Source organism: Microbacterium sp. SCPM-O-B-15248 (M128) (assembly GCF_058214835.1).
Genome location: NZ_JBYQLI010000004.1, coordinates 243,010 through 259,042, shown reverse-complemented (window position 1 = coordinate 259,042; position 16,033 = coordinate 243,010). Strand labels below are relative to the sequence as shown.

Here is a 16,033-nt window from a genome sequence, read left to right as displayed (position 1 = left end):
CAAGGAATGGCCTCGTCACTCGAACTGACCACGCTCGGGCATCGCATCCGTCATCATCGCCTGGCCCGCGGCTACACGCTCGACGAGCTCGGAGCCCTGGTCGGTGTCGCCGGCAGCCAACTGAGTCTCATCGAGAACGGCAAGCGCGAGCCCAAGCTGTCCCTGCTGCAGGAGATCGCGCGGGCGACCGAGACAGAGGTCACCGAGCTTCTGTCGACCGAGCCGCCCAATCGCCGTGCGGCGCTGGAGATCGAGCTCGAGCGGGCGCAGTCCAGCCCGTTCTTCCGCCAGCTCGGCATCGCGCCGATCAAGGTGACCAAGGGGACGAGCGACGACACGATCGAGGCGGTCCTGGGGCTGCATCGGGAGCTGCAGCGTCGCGAGCGCGAGACGATCGCGAGCCCCGAGGAAGCGCGCCGCGCCAACACCGAGCTGCGCGTGCGCATGCGCGGCATCGACAACCACCTCCCCGAGATCGAGAGGCTCGCCGAGAAGCAGCTCAAGGCCGCGGGCCACGGCACTGGGGCGCTGACGCACCGCACGGTGAGCATCATGGCCGAGCAGCTGGGCTTCGAACTCATTTACGTCGCGGACCTCCCCCACTCGGCGCGCTCGGTGACCGACCTCGAGAACGGACGCATCTACCTGCCCCCGGCATCCATCCCCGGCGGACACGGCCTGCGGTCGATGGCGCTGCAAGCGATGGCGCACCGTCTGCTCGGGCATCGCCCGCCCACCGACTACGCCGACTTCCTGCAGCAGCGCCTCGAGATCAACTACTACGCCGCGTGCTGCCTCATGCCCGAGACGAGCTCGGTCGCGTTCCTCGCTCAAGCCAAGAAGGACCGCAACCTCGCGGTGGAGGACTTCCGCGACGCGTTCGGCGTGACGCACGAGGCCGCCGCGATGCGCATGACCAACCTCATGACGACGCATCTCGGCATCCGGCTGCACTTCCTGCGCGTCGACGGCGACGGTGCGATCGCCCGCGTGTACGAGAACGACGACCTGCCGCTGCCGACCGACGTCACCGGCTCGGTCGAGGGCCAGATCGTGTGCAAGAAGTTCTCGGCGCGCGCGGCCTTCACCGAGCACAACCGCACGACCGAGCACTACCAGTACACCGACACCCCGGCCGGGACGTTCTGGTGCTCCACGCAGACCGGCACCACGTCCGACGGCGACTTCTCGATCACCGTGGGCGTTCCCTTCGACGACGCTCGGTGGTTCCGCGGCCGCGAGACCTCGACGCGCGGGGTGTCCCGCTGCCCCGACGAATCCTGCTGCCGACGCCCCGACTCCGAGGCGGCGGTGCGGTGGCAGGGAAAGGCGTGGCCGAGCGCCCGGGTCCACCGCCACATGTTCTCGCCGCTCCCCCGCGGCATGTTCCCGGGCGTCGACGACGCCGAGGTCTTCGCGTTCCTCGACCGCCACGCGGGCGACTGACCCCGGTCTCGCGCGGCACAACTCCTGCAGGATGCGGAGAATCCTGGCATCCCGGCCGCCCGCGGCGAGGCGACGCAGGAGTTGTGCGCGTGGCATCCCGGGCCGCGCGGCGTGACTCGGGAGCGACCGCGACCGGCGTCGTATCCGCGGCGGGCAGACACAACTCCGGCACCGCAGCCAATCAGCACCGAGAAAGGCCACCGATCGACCCGGCTGCAGGAGTTGTGCGCGTGGCATCCCGGGGCCGCCCAGCGCGACTCGGTCACCGCCGCAACCGGCGTCGTATCCGCGGCGGGCAGACACAACTCCGGCACCGCAGCCCGTCAGCGCCGAGAAAGGCCACCGATCGACCCGGCTGCAGGAGTTGTGCGCGACGGATACCACGACCCGACACTCCGAGGAGCGCGGGGCCCGCGGCGCGGAGCCGGCCGCACAACTCCTGCAGAACACCGGGCTCCCCTCGCCGGGCGCCCGGCGGGGGCGGAAACGCAGGAGTTGTGCGCGGCGGGAAAAGCCGGATGCCACGACCCTGACGCTCCGAGGAGCGCGGGGTCGTGGTATCCGGGGGTGATCAGGCGTAGGGGTTCGCCGTGAGGGTGTACTTCGTCTGCAGGTACTCGTGGATGCCCTCGTCGCCGCCCTCGCGGCCGAGGCCCGACTGCTTCCAGCCGCCGAACGGGGCGGCAGCGTTGGAGACCACGCCGACGTTGAGGCCCATCATCCCGGTCTCGAGGCGCTCGATCATGCGCTGACCGCGCGCGAGCGACTCGGTGAAGACGTACGAGACCAGGCCGTACTCGGTGTCGTTGGCGATGCGCACCGCGTCGTCCTCGGTGTCGAAGGGGACGATCGCGAGCACGGGTCCGAAGATCTCCTCGCGGAGGATGTCGCTGCCCGGCTGGACGTCCGAGACGACGGTGGGCTCGAAGAAGGTGCCGGGGCCGTCGACGGGCGAGCCGCCCGTGGTGACCGTGGCGCCGCGCTCGACGGCGTCGCCGACGAGGGTCTTGGCCTTGTCGACCGCGCGGTCGTCGATGAGGGGTCCGATCTGCACGCCCTCCTCGGTGCCGCGGCCGATCTTCATCGCCTGCACGCGCTCGGTGACGCGGCGCGTGAACTCCTCGACGACCGACCGCTGCACGATGAAGCGGTTGGCCGCGGTGCACGCCTGACCGATGTTGCGGAACTTCGCCAGCATGGCCCCTTCGACGGCCTTGTCGAGGTCGGCATCCTCGAAGACGACGAAGGGCGCGTTGCCGCCGAGCTCCATCGAGGTGCGGAGAACTCCCGGAGCGGCCTGCTGCAGCAGCTTCACCCCGACCGGGGTCGAGCCCGTGAAGGACAGCTTGCGCAGGCGCGGGTCGGAGATGATGCGCTCCGACACGGGCCCGGTGTTCGTCGTGGTGACGACGTTGACGACGCCCGCCGGCACGCCCGCGTCCTGCAGGATCTGCGCGAAGAACAGGGTCGTGAGCGGCGTCAGGGTCGCGGGCTTGATCACCACGGTGCAGCCCGCGGCGAGCGCCGGAGCGATCTTGCGCGTCGCCATGGCGAGCGGGAAGTTCCACGGGGTGATGAGGTAGCAGGGGCCGACGGGGTGCTGCGTGACGATCATGCGTCCGGTGCCCTCGGGGTTCGCGCCGTAGCGGCCCTGGGTGTGGGCGGTGACCTCGCTGAACCACCGCAGGAACTCGCCGCCATAGCCGACCTCGCCGCGCGCCTCGGCGAGGGGCTTGCCCATCTCGAGGGTCATCAGCAGCGCGACGTCCTCCTTGCGCTCCTGCAGCAGGTCGAACGCGCGACGGAGGATCTCGGCCCGCTCCCGCGCCGGCGTCGCCGCCCACGACGGGAACGCGTCGGCCGCGGCATCCATCGCCGCGACGCCGTCGTCGACGGTCGCGTCGGCGATCTCGTGGATGACGTCACCCGTCGAGGGGTCCTTGACGGAGACGGTCGTGCCGCCCGTGGCGGCGCGCCACTCCCCGTTGATCAGCAGGCCGGTGGGTACGGATGCCAGCAGCTCGCTCTCGCGCGAATCGGTCATGAATCCTCCTGGATCGATGCGGGGTGTCCCCGCCCATTCTTCTCAGCACACCGGCGCGCGCCGATATACGTTGCGTACAAGGGGTTCGGCATGATCGCCGTCACGGCCAGCGCGCCTCGGCCGCGGCGACGCGACCCTGTCGCCGATAAACGCCGCCGCGAGTGAGACACGCCGCGCCCCGCCGTGTCTCGCTCGGCAGAGCGTTTATCGCGGACGGCGCGGACATCCCGGGGCCCCGACGACGGGTCAGCGCGCGGCCGCACCCACCGGGGCAGCCATCGCGCCGGCGAGGAAGCGCTCCAGACCGGCGGGGTCGGTCAGCGGCAGCACGTGCGCGACGTACTGGTCGGGGCGCACCACCACGACGGCTCCGTCGGCGGCGATTCCGCGCTCGGCGAAGATGTCGGCGGTCGTCCACGCCGAGGGCGAAGCCGCGAACACCTTCTCGAGATCGGTGAGCCCGAGCGGCCCCGATCGCGGGCGGAAGAGCTCGGGCACGTCGACGACGTCCTCCCAGCGACCGGGGAACACCGCCTTCGCGTCGAACACGGCGTCGAGATCCGCACCGGCCGGAGTGAACCGCTCGACGATCGCCCGCGCGGCCTCGGCCCACGCGCGCAGCGCCGTGCCGTCGGCGTCCGCGAAGGCGTAGAGACGCCAACGCCCGTCGGCACGGGCGTGGTGCCCCAGGTGAACGGGGTTGCCGTCGCACACGCGGACGACCTCGACGCTGTGGAATCGCTTGCCGACGGGGAACCCGGATGCCAGCTCCTGCGCCGCGTCCGCCCCGACGATCGGGGACGGACCGTACTGCGTCATGAAACCGGAGGGGAACTCGGCGGTGGCGAGATAGTACGTCGACAGTTCGTCGGGGTCGGTGATCTCGCCGGGCTTGCGCGCCATGAGCGAGGACCACTCGCGGTCGAAGTCGATGAGCTGCTGCGCGACCGGCTGACGCTCGGAGGAGTAGGTCCGCAGCAGGTCGGCCGGCGCGAGGCCGGTGAGCACGTGGCCGAGCTTCCAGCCGAGGTTGAAGCCGTCCTGCATCGAGACGTTCATGCCCTGCCCGGCCTTCGCGCTGTGCGTGTGGCAGGCGTCGCCGGTGAGGAAGACCCGGGGGTTCTCCTCGTCGTCGTCGAAGCGGTCGGTCACCCGGTGACCCACCTCGTAGACGCTGTGCCAGGCGACCTGCTTCACATCGATCGCGTAGGGGTGCAGGATCTCGTTCGCCCGGCGGATGATGTCCTCGATCGGGGTCTGCCGCACCCGGTGGTCGTCGTCCGCGGCGACCTCTCCGAGATCGATGTACATGCGGCTGAGGTAACCGCCCTCGCGCGGGATGTGCAGGATGTTGCCGGCGGCGGCGGTGATCGCGCACTTGATCCGCCAATCGGGGAAGTCGGTCTCGACGAGCACGTCCATGACACCCCACGCGTGCTGCGATGCCGCGCCGACGTGCGTGCGCCCGATCGCCTGCCGCACGCCGCTGCGAGCGCCGTCGCACCCGGCGACGTACTTGGCACGGACGATGCGCTCGCCCGCGGCATCCCGCACCCGCACCTCGGCGGGGTATTCCCCCTCGTGGCGCACGGTGAGGTCGACGAACTCGACGCCGTAGTCGGGCACGATCCGCGCGGGGCCGTTCGCGGCCGCCTCGGCGAAGTAGTCCAGCACCCGCGCCTGGTTGACGATGAGGTGCGGGAACTCGCTGATCTTGAGCGCGTAGTCCTCGGTGCGGGTGGTGCGGACGATGCGCTCGGGCGCCTCGGGGTCGGGGGCCCAGAAGTTCATCCAGCCGATGTTGTAGGCCTCGGCGGTGATACGGTCGGCGAACCCGAAGGCCTGGAACGTCTCGACGCTACGGGGTTGGATGCCATCGGCCTGGCCGAGCACGAGGCGCCCCGCGCGCTTCTCGATGAGGCGCGTCGTCACCTGCGGGAACTGGGACATCTGTGCGGCCAGCAGCATTCCGGCCGGGCCGGAGCCGACGATGAGGACGTCGACCTCGTCGGGGAGGTCGACGGGGCGGTCGACACCGGTCCCCGCGGCGGGCTGCACGCGCGGATCGCCCGAGACGTACCCGTGGTGATGGAACTGCATCGTTTCTCCTGACGTCGATGTCGGGTTGCACCGCGGCGACGCGGTGTTCTATATTCGAACGCAACGTTCTTCTATCGAACGAGAGGCTAGCTGCTCCATGCCCGCACGGCAAGATGCCGCCCCTGCCTCGCAGACCCTGAGCCGTGGCATCCGGCTGCTCGAAGAACTCGCCGCCGCCCGCGCGGCGCTGTCGATCGACGACCTGGCGGGGCGGGTGGGCCTGCATCGCTCCGTCGCCTACCGCTTGCTGCGCACGCTCGAAGACCACGGCCTGGCCTCGCGGGATGCCACGGGAGCGGTGCGCTTGGGGACGGGCCTGCCCGCACTGGCCGCGGGGGTCGCCGCCGACCTGCAGTCCGAGGCGCTCCCCGAGCTGACCGCCGCGGCCAACGACCTCGGGATGACGTGCTTCCTGGTCGTCCTCGACCACGACGAGTGCGTGACGCTCGCGAGCGTCGAGCCGCGGCACGCGGTCACCGCCGTCGCGCAGCGCCCGGGCGCACGGCATCCGATCACCCGAGGGGCGCCGGGTCGCGCGGTGCTCGCGCAGCTGCCCCCGCGGCTCTGGCCCGACGACGTGGACGCACGCCTCGCCGCCGAGGTCGCCGAGGCCGTCGAACGCGGCTGGGCGACGAGCCACGACGAGGTCATCCCGTCGCTGCGGGCCGTGGCCGTGCCGCTCGCCGTGCAGGGACGACCACCTGCCGCGGTCGCCGCCGTGCACGTGTCGACGGAGCTGGATGACGCCGCGATCGCCGCGCGACTGGCCTCGGCCGCCGAGGCGATCCGCGCTGCGCTGTGAGGAGCCCCCGGACCCGGCGGGGATAGGCGCAGTCCGCCTCCGCAAGAGACTGCGGAGACGCGGGTGTGGCATACTCATGCCGTCCGGCGCGCGCCACCCCCGCCGGTGCTCGAAAAAGGGGCACACAGCCGCTCGATGACCGAGTGCGCGAGACACATACGGCTTCCGCACCCGTACCGTCTCGAAAGGCTTCGCCATGCCCTCCGTGTCCGCACACGTCGCCCGCACCCTCGCCGCCCACGTCGATCACGTCTTCGGCGTGATGGGAAACGGCAACGCATACTTCATCGATGAGCTGCATCGCACCGGCGCCACGTTCACCGCCCTCCGCCATGAGGCGGGCGGCGTGGTGGCCGCCGACGCCTACCACCGTGCGAGCGGACGCATCGCGGCGGCGACCGCGACATACGGAGCCGGGTTCACGAACACGCTCACCGCGCTGGCCGAGGCGGCGCAGGCCCGCATTCCGCTCGTGCTCGTCGTCGGTGACGAGCCGACCTCGGGCCCGCGCCCGTGGGGCGTCGACCAGATCGCGCTCGGCTCCGCCGTGGGCGTGCGGACCTACACGGTGGGCGACCGGGATGCCGCGGCCACGACCGCGATCGCTCTCGAGCACGCCCTCACCTACCGCCGTCCGGCGATCCTCGCCATCCCCTACGACGTCGCGGCCCGCGAGGCGGGCGAGGTTCCCTCCCCGACCCCGCTGACGCCGACCGCCCCGGCGGCACCCGCCATCCCCTTCACCACGGCGGCGCTCGACCGTGTCGCCGACGCGCTCGCCGACGCCGAGCACCCGTTCCTGCTCGCGGGGCGCGGCGCCTGGCTCGCCGACGCCGGGCAGACGCTGGGAGCGCTGGCCGAGGCGACCGGGGCGATCACTGCCTCGACGGCTCTCGGCCGCGGGATCTTCCCCGACCAGCGCTACGACCTCGGCGTCACCGGAGGCTTCGGCGCCGAGCGGGCGATGCGGCTCGTGCGCGAAGCCGACGTCGCGGTCGTGTTCGGCGCCGGCCTGAACCAGTTCACGATGCGCTTCGGCGAGCTGTTCGATCCGCGCACGCGCGTGTTCCAGATCGACACGGCCGCCTCGGCCACGCACCCGCAAGTCGGAGGCTTCGTGCGCGCCGACGCCGCCGAAGCCGCCGCCGCGATCGTGGCGCGCCTCGCCGCGCGGAGCGCGCGGTCATCGGGCTGGCGGGAGAGCGTGGACGTCGCGGCACTGCGCGTTCGCGAAACGGGTGACGGGGTCGCCCCCGACGGCCGCCTCGACCCCCGCACGGTAGCCGTGCGGGTCGGCGAGCTGCTCCCGGAGGACCGTGTCGTGGTTTCGGACGGCGGTCACTTCCTCGGCTGGTCGAACATGTACTGGCCGGTGGCATCGCCCGACCGCGTGATGATGGTCGGCACGGCGTACCAGTCGATCGGGCTGGGGTTCCCGAGCGTGCCCGGCGCCGCCGCCGCCCGGCCCGAGTCGACGATCGTCCTCACCACCGGGGACGGCGGCGGGCTCATGGCCATCGCCGACCTCGAGTCGGCGGTGCGTGTCGCGCGTGGTCGTGGGCTCGCCGTCGTGTGGAACGACGCTGCGTACGGCGCCGAAGTCAACCTCTACGGACTGAAGGGACTGGCCCGTGAGCCGATGCTGATCCCCGAAGTCGACTTCGCCGCGGTCGCCCGCGGATTCGGTGCCGAAGGGGTGGTCGTGCGCGACATCGCCGACCTCGAGGCGCTCGCCCGCTGGACCGCGCGGGATCCGGACGAGCGCCCCTTCCTGCTGCTCGACCTGCGCATCAGCGGCGACATCATCGCCCCGTACCAACAAGAGATCATCCGGGTGAACTCCTGACCCGCGGTCAGTCGAGCGGCGGCCGGGCAGCCGCGGCTCTCACCGCGACCAGGGGCACTCCCATCACGATCGCGCCACCGCTCGCGTAGTGCGACACGTCGGCCTGCACCGCGAGACCTTCGGGAGAGGCCATCGCGGCGTCGGCGGACTCGGGCGAGGCGAAGGTCGCCTCGAACATCGCGTAATACGGGCCGCCCTGGGCATCGAGGTCGAGCGCATAGCCCATCTCGACGGCTCCCGGCAGTCGCGCGGCCAGGGGAAGGTGGGTCTCGCGGTAGTACCGCGCGAAGTGCGCGCGGTCGGTGGGGGGCGGGTACAGCACCACGATCTTGTGCATCACGGCATCCTCTCGAGAGGCGCTGCCGGGCCCGGGCGAAAAAGTCCCGGACCCGGCAGCGCGCGGGTGAAGGTCAGCGGTCGGCGAACGCCGCCACGCAGTCGCTCGTCGCGTCGTCGTAGTCGGCGTCGGCGTAGGTCTCGAGGCCGGTGATGTACTGCTCCAGCACGCCCTTGGCGTCGTCGAGCCCCTGGCCGGTGGCCAGCTCGATCCACTTCTGGGCACCGGTGTCGCCGACGGACTCTTCCCACGCGCGGGTGGCCGACTCGTCCCACGCCGTCAGGTTCTTGACCGTCGGCGCCTCGAGCATCTCCTGGCACTGACCGGCCGCGGTCTTGTTGAACGCCGCGATCCCCTCACCGCCGTTGAGCTCTTCGACGACGCTGTCGAACTGCTGACGCAGGTCGTCGGGAAGGGCATCGTACGCATCCTTGGACACCCACATGCCGAACGTCGAGTACTGGCCGACACCCGGGTCGCTCCAGTACGGCAGCAACTCCATGATCTTGTAGTTCACGGGGAAGTCGATGGCGCCGCCGATCGAGGAGACGACGCCCCTTTCGACCGCCTCGTAGGTCTCGGGTGCGGTGATCGCGACGATGTTGGCACCGGCGCCGCTGAGCACCTGCTGGATGATCGGGCCCGAGGCGCGCATCTGCAGGCCGGCGAACTGCCCGGCATCCTCGAGCGGTGCTTTGCTGCCGAGCAGGAACCGGCCCACCGGCCACGTGGCGACGTGATGCAGGTTGTTGCCGTCGATCACCGCCATCGCCGGCGCGTAGCTCGTGTGCAGGTCGTAGATCGACTGCATGATCGCCTGCGAGTTCTGGCTGAGGAACGGGATGCTGACCATGCTGGTCGAGGGAAAGTACTGCGGCGTGTAGTCGGGCACCGTGACACCGATCTGCGCGCGACCGTCGCGCACGCAGTCAGCGACCTCGGCGGCCTTGCAGAGAGCCTCGGTGGCGGTGCGCTCGAAGCTGATGCGTCCCTCCGTGACCTCTTCGACACGGTCGAGGAACCAGTCCTGCACCGCAGCGTTCGGCGTTCCGGCCTGCGCGCCGGTGGCGAGGGTGAAGGTCACGCTCTCGCTCCCGGCGTCACCGCCGCCGGTGGAGTTCTGGATGCCGGCGCAACCGGTGATCGCGAGCGCCGTCGCCGCGAGACCCCCGGCGAGTGCGAGAGCCCGCCGCGAGCGGGGGCGGGAGTGCTGTGAGAACATCATCGTCCTTTCTGTCGGTCCGCTCCACCGAGGAGCGGATCGCGGGTGGGTTCAGTCTGGGCGGCGGGCGGCGGCATCCCCATGGCTGCAGCCGCACACTGCCGGGTCATCGGCGCACGTCCGGTTCACCCGGCCGACTGCGCGACGAGGGAGGGGAGCCAGAGCACGATCGCGGGCACGAAGAACAGCACGGCCGAGACGACGACGTCCATCGAGAGCAGAGGCAGGACCCCGCGGAACACGGTCTCGGTCGGCACGCCGGTCGCTCCCGAGACCACGAAACAGGTCATACCGACCGGTGGGGTCACCATTCCGATCGCGGTGAGCTTGACGATCATGAGGCCCAGCCAGATGCCGTCGAAGCCCAGCTCCATCGCGACCGGATAGATGATCGGGATCGTGATGATCAGCACTGAGATCTCATCCAGCGCCGTGCCCAGCGGCAGGAGGAGCAGCAGCAGGAGCCCGATCGTCAGCAGCGGGGGGATCTCGAGACCGGCGATCCAGGTCGTGATCGTGTCGGGAACGTGCGCCGCGATGAGGAAGGTCGAGAAGACGCTCGAGCCGACGAGGATCATGAAGACCATCGACGTCGTCTGCGCAGTGTCGAGCAGCGCGCCCTTGACGTTGCTCCACAGGGCGGCGACGCCCGAGCGGCGGAACTCCCACAGCAGGATCAGCAATGCCACGAACGCGGCGATGGCGGCCGACTCGGTCGAGGTGAACACCCCCGAGAACATCCCCCCGAGGATGATCAGGAAGATCAGGCCGAGGCGGACGAGCCCGCGCCACGGGAGCGTGCGCGCGGTCAGCCCGTAGGACTGACGCACCGCACCGGTGTTCGGTGCGGCGTGCAACGCGGCGTCGATCGAAGCCGAGTGCACGGGCGCCTCCGTCGCGGCGCCGCCGCGCGCGGCGGCCGCCGCTGCGGTGCGCGCCTCGACGACGACGTCTTCGAGCCCGACGTCGCTCCGCACGATCTGGCGATGGCCGAGGATGAGGATGTACGCGATGTAGCCCACCGCCGTCAACAGGCCCGGGACGATGCCCGCCGCCAGCATCTGCGCGACGGACTCTCCCGTCATGATCGCGTACAGCACGAGGAACGTGCTCGGCGGGATGATGACGCCGAGCGTGCCCGCGATGGCGACGATGCCCGTCGCGAGCGCCGCCGGATAGCCGTAGGCGCGCATCTCTCCGACGGAGAGCTTGGACATGGTCGCCGCCGTCCCGATGCTCGATCCCGAGACGGCCGAGAACCCCGCGCACGCCATGACGGTCGCGACGCCCAGTCCCCCGGGGAACCGGCTCACGAAGTGGTTGGCGATCGCGAACACGTGCTCGGCGATCCGTGCGCGCATCGCCAGCATCCCCATCAGGATGAACATCGGGATGATCGTGAGCGAGAAGCTCGCGGTGGCCGAGAACGGCACCGAGCCGAGCACATTCGTCGCGTACGTGGTCCCCTGCAGCACCCCGAGCCCCAGGGCCCCCGACAGAGCGAGCGAGAGAGCCACCGGCATCCGGGCCATCAGCAGCAGGATGAGCAGTGCCACGACCGCGAGCACGATGATCGTCACCAGCATGGATTCACTCCTTGTCTTTCCGGCCGGCGCTCACGCGTCGACCGTGGGCTCGGCGTCTTCGCCGTAGGCCCCACGTCCTCGGATGGTGCGCACGACGTTCGCGATCGCAACGACGAGCCACAGCCCGAGTCCGACCGCGATCACCCAGCGCAGCGGCCAGACCGGCCACTGGACGAGACCGAATCGCGTTTCGTTCAACGCGGTCGCCTGCAGCGCGCGCATCACCGACGCATACGTCATCCACGCCAGCAGGCCCGCGTTCAGGACCCACACCACGACCGACACCGCACGCGCGAGAACCGGCCTGAGGCGGTCGGTGACGATGGACACCGCGACGTGCCCGCCCTGCATCGACGTCCATGCCAGGCCCAGGAACACCGAGGCGACCAGGGCGGACTCGGCGACCTCGATCATTCCCGGCACGCTCGCCCGGGCGAAGAAGCGCACGATGACGTCGATGACCGTGGCCAGCATCAGCACGACGAGAGCGCTCGCCGCGATCACGCCGAGCACGGCGCTCTGGCCCCGCAGATACCGATCGAAGCGCGAAGTCCGCATCGGCGCGGAAGCGGCGACGGTCATCTCAGCGCTCATTCCAGAACTCGTACGCGCGGGTGTGGTCGACGTTGCCGAGGGCGTCGAGCGCATCGCCGAGCGCGCCGGCCACGGCATCGCACACGGGTGCGTCATGCCCCGTCGCCCGCTGCACCTTCTGCGCGATCCGCACGTCTTTCGTCATGAGCGGCAGCGCGAAGCCCGAGGCGAATCGGCCGTCGACGATGTGGTCGGGAAGGACGTGCGTGGTCACGAAGCTCTGCCCGGTCGAGGCGTTGAAGATGTCGACCATCACCGCGGGGTCCAGCCCGAATCGGGCACCCGCCGTCAGCGCCTCCGTCGACGCGGTGTACGCCGCCGCGGCCACGAAGTTGTTCAGCGCCTTCATCGCATGCCCGGTGCCCAGACCACCGGTGCGGAAGATGCGGGCGCTCATCGTGTCCACGACGGGAACGGCCCGCCTTGCGGCATCCTCGTCGTCCGCGCCCATCATGATCGCGAGCGTGCCCGCGATCGCGCGCTCGCGTGCCCCCGACACCGGGGCATCGACGAGGTGCAGGCCCGCCGCAGCCAACAGGCGTCCGGTCTCGACCGTCTCGGTCGGGTCGGACGAACTCATGTCCACGTACACGGTGCCGCGCGGAGACGGGATGCGCGGGGCACCGTCGTCGTCGACCAGCACCGCGCGCACGATCGCGCTCGTGGGCAGCATGAGCACCACGACCTCGCAGGCGGAGAGGTGGGTGATGTCGGCCGCGGCCTCGGCGCCGATGCGGGCAGCCAGCGCTGCCGCGCGCTCGACGTCGACGTCGTGCACGAGCACGCGCTCGAACGCGCCGGACGACGCGATGTTCGTGACCATGGGGTCGCCCATGGTGCCCAGACCGATGAATCCGACGGTGCGCACGCCGGCCACGGGGCTCGTCCCTCCGCTCATGCCGGCACCCCGGCCTTCTCCGCCTCGCCGTCGACGCTGGACGGCAGGCCCTTCTCGGCGAGCACCTCCTCGAGCGCGCGAAGTCCCTCGACGGCGGCGGGGATGCCGCAGTACAGCATCGAGTGCACGATGACCTCGCGCAGTTCGAGCACCGGCACGCCGTTGGCGAGTGCGCCGCGCGTATGGATGCGCAGTTCGTGCGCCTTGCCCTGCGCGATGAGCATCGCGAGGGTCACCTTGCTGCGGTCGGTGAGCGACAGACCGTCGCGTTGCCAGATGTCACCGAAGCAGTACCGGGTGACGAAGTCCTGGATCTTGTCGTTGAGGTCGGTCGTGTTCTCGACCTGTCCCTCCGCCCCCTCGGGCCCGAACATGTCGCGCCGCTGGCGCAGACCGATGTCGTACAGATCGTCGCGGATCACCTGATGCTCCCTCGCATGGATTCGTGCGGGACCGGTGTCCCGTCGGACCAGTGTGTCGGGCCGGATGCCGCGGCCACATGGCCCACGGCGCAAGCGCCATGGCGGTCGGCGCACACCGGCCGGGGTCTCGGGCGCGCAGCCGCGGGCGCGTTTAGGCTGGGTCCACGTTTCGACGTCACTGCAAGGAGGCAGGCGATGGAGCACCCGGTCCCGACGGCGCGCGACATGCAGAACCACCACGGTGTGAGCTTCGACGAATGGGTCCGCCTCGTCGGCAACCGATTCGTCCCCCTCGCCCTGTCGACCATCGACCCCGACGGGTTCTCCGGGAGCCTGCGGACCCGGGTCGTCGACGGTACGTGCGTCACCGACATCGCGGCATCCTCGCATCGGGTGCACCGCTCGCCGGCGTCGATCCGCGGCGACGACCCGCACCACCTGAAGCTCAGCATGCAACTGACCGGAACCGGGCTCGTGATGCAAGACGGTCGCAGCGCCCACCTCTCCCCCGGCGACGTCGCCATCTACGACACGGCGCGCCCGTACACGCTCGAGTACGCCGGTGAGATGCGCTCGCTCGTGATGATGTTCCCGCACAGCATGCTCGGGCTCTCGGCCAACCTCGTGCCCACCGTCACCGCGGTGCGCCTGCGCGGCGACACCGGCGTCGGGCGCGTCATCTGCCCGTTCATGCAGCACCTCGCCGAAGACCTCGACCAGCTCGAGGGCGTCAACGGCGCGCGCATCATCCGTAGCGCCTTCGACCTCATCACCGCGCTGCTCTCGGCCGAACTGCAGAGCTCGACCGCACGCGAGCCCTGGCGCGTCACGCTCGACGCCGTCGCGCACTACATCGACGCGCATCTCGACGACCCCGGTCTGAACACCGACACGATCGCCCGAGCGCACTTCATCTCGGCTCGCCAGCTGCAATACCTCTTCCAGGACGAGGGCGAGACCGTCTCGGGCTACATCCGGTCGCGGCGCCTCGAGCGCTGTCGACTCGATCTCGAAGACGCGGCGCAGACCTCGCGATCGATCGTGCAGATCGCGCAGGCCCGGGGGTTCATCGACCCCAGTCACTTCAGCAAGCTGTTCAAATCGACGTACGGGCACGGCCCGCGCGATCACCGCCTTCTGCACCTGGATGCCGCGGCGCTCGCGGACTGATCCTCCCGACGCGGACTGTTCGCTCCACGACACGTGGCGTGCGCCACAGCCCGAGAGCCCCACGGCTCGCGCGGGTTGACTGAGCGCATGGATCTGCTCAGGGAGGATCAGATGACACAGACGCACACGGCGACGTTGCTCGCCGAGATCACGGTCGACGAAGCGGTCGGCCGCGCGATCCCCGACGCCGCCAGCGGGGAGACCATCGGCTACGCGCCGATGCACACGGCGGCCGATCTCGCGCGGGCGGTGAGTGCGGCCCGCGCAGCCCAACCGGCGTGGGCGGCACTCACGCACGCCGAGCGCTCGGCCATCCTGCATCGGGCTGCCGACGAGATCGACGCGCACGCCGAAGAGCTCGCGCAGATCATCGCGCGCGAACAGGGGAAGCCGCTCAACGGACCGGGTGCCCGCTTCGAGGCCGCGGGCTGCGCGGTGTGGATCCGCCAGGCGGCCGACACCGTGCTCGAGCCCGAGGTGCTGTTCGAGGCCGAGGGCACGCGCTCCGAGCTGCACTACGCCCCGCTCGGGGTCGTGGGCGCGATCGGACCGTGGAACTGGCCCGCACTCATCGCGATCTGGCAGATCGCCCCGTCGCTGCGCATGGGCAACACGGTCGTGGCGAAGCCCAGCGAATACACCCCGCTGAGCGTGCTGGCCGTGGCGGCGCTCATGAACCGGCACCTGCCCGAGGACGTGCTCACCGTGGTCGCCGGCGGCCGCGACGTCGGCGAGGCGATCGCATCGCACCCCGACCTCGACAAGATCATGTTCACCGGTTCGACGGCCACCGGCCGGCGCATCATCGAGGGCTCGGCGCACAACCTGGCGCGCCTCACGCTGGAGCTCGGCGGCAACGACGCCGGCATCGTGCTTCCGGGCACGGATGTCGCCGCGATCGCCCAGGGTCTGTTCTGGGGCATCTTCATCAACACCGGCCAGACATGTGCCGCGCTCAAGCGCCTCTACGTGCACGACTCGCTCTACGAGGACGTCGTCGGCGCGCTCGCCGAGCTCGCCGAGGCGACCCCGATGGGACCGGGCACCGACGAGGGCAGCGCCCTCGGTCCGCTGTCGACCGCGCAGCAGTTCGCGATCGTGTCGCGCCTGGTCGACGACGCGCGCGAGCGCGGCGCGCGCATCGTCACGGGTGGGAGCGCCGCCCCCGACCTCGGGGCCCACTTCTACCGCACCACGGTCGTCGCCGACATCGACGACGACGCGGCGCTGGTGAGCGAGGAGCAGTTCGGCCCCGTCATCCCGGTGCTGCGCTACACCGACCTCGACGACGCCATCGCCCGGGCGAACGCGACGGACCAGGGGCTCGGCGCCTCGGTCTGGAGCTCCGACGTCGACGACGCCCTCGCGGTGGCCGAGCGCCTGCAGGCGGGCACCGTGTGGATCAACCAGCACGGCACCCTCAACCCGCTCGTGCCGTTCGGCGGGGTGAAGGGGTCGGGCTACGGGATGGAGTTCGGGAAGGAAGGTCTGAAGGCCGTCGCCGCCCCGAAGGTCATCACGCGGTGAGCACGACGGCGGAGACGTGCAGCGGCACGCCGGGTGGGC

The 16,033-nt window shown here is 70.6% G+C and carries 13 protein-coding genes; 5 read left to right on the top strand and 8 right to left on the bottom strand.

Translation table 11 applies throughout. From position 1 onward, the window contains the following. The first annotated feature begins 6 nt into the window (after window positions 1–6). Window positions 7–1,446, top strand: coding sequence for an XRE family transcriptional regulator (locus AC3E6M_RS09535; RefSeq protein ID WP_230006667.1), 1,440 nt, complete (start codon window positions 7–9; stop codon window positions 1,444–1,446). A gap of 571 nt (window positions 1,447–2,017) precedes the next feature. Here AC3E6M_RS09535 and AC3E6M_RS09530 read toward each other — a convergent pair. Both AC3E6M_RS09530 and AC3E6M_RS09525 read right to left on the bottom strand, forming a co-directional pair. Further along, window positions 2,018–3,490, bottom strand: a complete 1,473-nt coding sequence (locus tag AC3E6M_RS09530; protein ID WP_490529728.1) for an NAD-dependent succinate-semialdehyde dehydrogenase — start codon at window positions 3,488–3,490, stop codon at window positions 2,018–2,020. Window positions 3,491–3,736: 246 nt separating this feature from the next. Further along, complete coding sequence (locus tag AC3E6M_RS09525) at window positions 3,737–5,590, bottom strand: FAD-dependent monooxygenase (protein WP_490529726.1); 1,854 nt, start codon at window positions 5,588–5,590, stop codon at window positions 3,737–3,739. Window positions 5,591–5,687: 97 nt separating this feature from the next. Here AC3E6M_RS09525 and AC3E6M_RS09520 point away from each other — a divergent pair, with 97 nt between their 5' ends. Both AC3E6M_RS09520 and AC3E6M_RS09515 read left to right on the top strand, forming a co-directional pair. Next, window positions 5,688–6,392, top strand: coding sequence for an IclR family transcriptional regulator (locus tag AC3E6M_RS09520; RefSeq protein WP_490529724.1), 705 nt, complete (start codon window positions 5,688–5,690; stop codon window positions 6,390–6,392). A gap of 196 nt (window positions 6,393–6,588) precedes the next feature. Beyond that, on the top strand, window positions 6,589–8,238 hold the full coding sequence (locus AC3E6M_RS09515) for a thiamine pyrophosphate-binding protein (protein ID WP_138175272.1): 1,650 nt from the start codon (window positions 6,589–6,591) through the stop codon (window positions 8,236–8,238). Window positions 8,239–8,245: 7 nt separating this feature from the next. Here AC3E6M_RS09515 and AC3E6M_RS09510 read toward each other — a convergent pair whose 3' ends face one another. The 6 genes from AC3E6M_RS09510 to AC3E6M_RS09485 all read right to left on the bottom strand — a co-directional run bounded on the left by AC3E6M_RS09510 (window position 8,246) and on the right by AC3E6M_RS09485 (window position 13,297). Further along, a complete protein-coding gene (locus AC3E6M_RS09510) occupies window positions 8,246–8,575 on the bottom strand; it encodes an EthD family reductase (protein WP_138175274.1) in 330 nt (109 codons plus the stop codon). Window positions 8,576–8,648: 73 nt separating this feature from the next. Further along, entirely contained in the window at window positions 8,649–9,800 is a 1,152-nt protein-coding gene (dctP, locus tag AC3E6M_RS09505) for a TRAP transporter substrate-binding protein DctP (RefSeq protein ID WP_138175276.1), read from the bottom strand. Between the two features lie 122 nt (window positions 9,801–9,922). Beyond that, window positions 9,923–11,383 (bottom strand): TRAP transporter large permease, encoded by a 1,461-nt coding sequence (locus AC3E6M_RS09500; protein ID WP_138175278.1) that lies wholly within the window; start codon window positions 11,381–11,383, stop codon window positions 9,923–9,925. 30 nt (window positions 11,384–11,413) lie between these two features. Then, entirely contained in the window at window positions 11,414–11,977 is a 564-nt protein-coding gene (locus tag AC3E6M_RS09495) for a TRAP transporter small permease subunit (RefSeq protein ID WP_252370974.1), read from the bottom strand. Beyond that, a complete protein-coding gene (locus tag AC3E6M_RS09490; RefSeq protein ID WP_138175280.1) occupies window positions 11,967–12,875 on the bottom strand; it encodes an NAD(P)-dependent oxidoreductase in 909 nt (302 codons plus the stop codon). The genes AC3E6M_RS09495 and AC3E6M_RS09490 overlap by 11 nt, the downstream gene beginning before the upstream one ends. Continuing rightward, window positions 12,872–13,297: a carboxymuconolactone decarboxylase family protein gene (locus AC3E6M_RS09485; RefSeq protein ID WP_230006758.1), complete on the bottom strand. Its 426-nt coding sequence runs from the start codon at window positions 13,295–13,297 to the stop codon at window positions 12,872–12,874. Before AC3E6M_RS09485 ends, AC3E6M_RS09490 begins: the two co-directional genes overlap by 4 nt. 195 nt (window positions 13,298–13,492) lie before the next feature. Here AC3E6M_RS09485 and AC3E6M_RS09480 point away from each other — a divergent pair, with 195 nt between their 5' ends. Both AC3E6M_RS09480 and AC3E6M_RS09475 read left to right on the top strand, forming a co-directional pair. Continuing rightward, complete coding sequence (locus AC3E6M_RS09480; protein ID WP_171024290.1) at window positions 13,493–14,467, top strand: AraC-like ligand-binding domain-containing protein; 975 nt, start codon at window positions 13,493–13,495, stop codon at window positions 14,465–14,467. 111 nt (window positions 14,468–14,578) lie between these two features. Then, entirely contained in the window at window positions 14,579–15,994 is a 1,416-nt protein-coding gene (locus tag AC3E6M_RS09475; RefSeq protein ID WP_138175284.1) for an aldehyde dehydrogenase family protein, read from the top strand. The last annotated feature ends 39 nt before the right edge of the window (window positions 15,995–16,033 follow it).